At 69.9% G+C, this 2,697-nt stretch carries 2 protein-coding genes; both read right to left on the reverse strand.

Annotated features, from left to right (window positions below):
• Positions 1-621: 621 nt before the first annotated feature.
• Entirely contained in the window at positions 622-1,140 is a 519-nt protein-coding gene (locus ACY45C_RS10470) for a hypothetical protein (RefSeq protein WP_462187429.1), read from the reverse strand.
• Between the two features lie 325 nt (positions 1,141-1,465).
• Positions 1,466-2,697, reverse strand: a 1,232-nt coding sequence (locus ACY45C_RS10475) for an NAD(P)/FAD-dependent oxidoreductase (RefSeq protein WP_462187430.1), incomplete at its 5' end; no start/stop codon positions are given.

Below are 2,697 nucleotides of genomic sequence, written 5' to 3' on the forward strand. Positions count from 1 at the left end.
ATGGCGCCGGCCCGGGTGCCGAAATGTAGGCAAAGTAGCCGGACGAGTGATGGATGGGATGAGTACGGTGCGCCTGTCTCCCGGATGACGCCCTGGTGGTGGATGCGTCTGGACAGGCTGTGATGGAGCGTGCACCTTTGATCGCGTGGTGAGGCAACGAAAAAGATCCAGTCGGTATTTTCGGCCGCCAGACGAGCGGCTCAGCCTGGGCCTGATGACCTGCTCGTCCTGCAACGGCACGCAGTATCAGACGCGTCCGCAGGCGGAAGTGGACGAGGACGGTCTTTTCGACGGTGACGCCAATATCAAGTGTCGGGAATGCGGCGGAACCGGAAAGGTTCCCCTGCCATGAAGAACTCGATGCCCGTTCAGGCCGACTTCTTGTACCTGCGGTGTCCGGAACATCGGGGACGGCGTCCCCGCCAGGGGCTGAAGACGATGATGCGGCCGGGGGCACTGTGCCCGCGGTGTCGCATGGTCCGCGCCGCGGACCTCGAACGCGAGGGCTGTCCGGAGCTTCCTCCGGACGAGCCGGATGGCGGAGGGAGGGGGACGCCGCCGTCACGCTGACAGGCGTCCCCCAGGTGATCTTCGGTGCCGGGATAGGCCCTCGGCGGTGGGTCAGTCCTTGGGCTGGGCGACGACCACCGCCGTGCGGGTGCCGTCCTTGACCGTTGCGCCCACCCGGACCGTCGCCCCCGGGTGGAGGTCGGAGACCTTCGCGGTGTCCCCGTCGATCCGGAACCGGGTATCGGCGTTGATCACATAGGTGCCGACGTAGCCGTCCTCACTGGTGACCGTCAGGGAGGTGGGGCTCACCGCGGTCACCTTCCCGCGCTGCCCCGCCACTACCTGGAAGCCCTTGTCGGTTTTGACCGTTGCCTCACCGTGCACGCCGCCGCCGGCCCAGAGGCCGCCATGGGGACGCAGCCCGTCGTGGGAACGCAGCCGGGCCTCGGCGAGTCGCGGATGGTCGCCCAGGAACGCGTGGTCGGCCGGGGCGGCTGCTGCGCTGGCGGTCCGGTCCGGGGTGGCGGACGCGGCTGTCCCGCCGAACCCGAGCCCGACCCCCAATCCGAGCCCGAGCAGACCCGCTGCGGCGACCCCCGCACCCCATCGTCCGGTCAGGAAGCTGCGCATCTGTGTCGTCCTTCCGTGTCGCGTCACCACGCCGCGAACCGGTCGTCGGCCCTGAGCGGCGACGACCGGCCGGGCGCCGCGCGCCACGGTGGCACGCGGTCGGAGCCCACGATGCGACAGCGAGATGTGAGGAACGTGCGAGCGTGGTGCGAACCACGTGGAAGGCCGGTTCCCGCGGTGGCGGACCCGGGCGGTACCTCGACGCGGCAGTACCTGGCCCGGCGGTACCTCGACGCGGCAACCGTCCGCCCCGGCGGATGCCTGCGGGCGGACGGTGCGTGCTCCGGCCGATCGATCGGGACGGAGGCCGGATCCGCGCTACGCGCTAGACCCGGGACGGTTGCCGGCTGTCCTCGTCCTTGGCCTGTGGCTGCATCGGCACGATCGTCCGGGCCCCCGTCCAGGACGGCGCCTCCTGACTCGCGTGCGGGGGCAGGGACGGTGCGAAGTCCGTTCCGAGGCGTTGGACCGCGACCCGAGCGAAGATCTGCTGCTCGGTGACGGTACGTTCCGACCGGCCCCGGCCGATGAAGCTCACCGTCCAGTGAAGCAGAGTGGTCAGCCGGTGCTTGAACCCGATGATATAGACGAGGTGTACGGCCAGCCAGACGAGCCAGGCGAAGAAGCCACTGAACTGCACCTTGCCGATGCTCGCCACCGCGCTGAACCGCGAGATGGTAGCCATGCTGCCCTTGTCATGGTATTCGAACGGTCGGCCCGTCTGCTTGCCGGCGACCCAGGCCTGGATCTCCTTGGCGGCGTGCCGGCCGCCCTGGATCGCGACCTGCGCCACGCCGGGCAGCCGGTTGATGCTCGCCATGTCCCCGATGACGAACACCTCCGGATGGCCCGGCAGGGTGAGGTCGGGCAGCACCTCGATGCGGCCGGCGCGGTCGAGCCCCGCACCGGTCTGCTCGGCGAGCTGCCGGCCCAGCGGGCTCGCGGCAACGCCGGCGGCCCAGACCTTGCAGACCGAGTCGATGCGCCGGCGGGTGCCGTCGCTGTCCTCGACGTCGATGCCGGTCGCGTCGACATTGACGACCTTGGCGCCCAGCTGCACATCGACGCCGATTTTGGTCAGCTTGTCGGCCGCCTTCGCGCCGAGCCGCTCGCCGAACGGCGGCAGGACGGCGGGTGCGGCGTCCAGCAGGATGACTCGGGCCTTGGCAGGGTCGATGCTGCGGAAGTCCCGCCGCAGGGTCCGGCGCGAGAGTTCCGCGATCTGTCCGGCCATCTCCACGCCGGTGGGGCCCGCCCCGACGATGACGAAGGTCAGCAGCCGCTCCACGTCCGCGGGATCGGTGGACGCCTCGGCGAGCTCGAACATCCCGAAGATCCGGCCGCGCAGCTCGAGCGCGTCGTCGATGCTCTTCATGCCCGGGGCGTGCGTGGCGAAATGGTCGTTGCCGAAGTACGACTGGCCCGCGCCCGCGGCGACGACGAGGCTGTCGTAGTGGTGCACGGTCGTGCGACCCAGCAACTGGGACGTGACCGTCCTTGCGTTCACGTCGATGGTGGTTACCTCGCCGAGGACGACCTGCGCGTTGTCCTGCCGGC

This window comes from Frankia sp. CcWB2 (assembly GCF_977927585.1).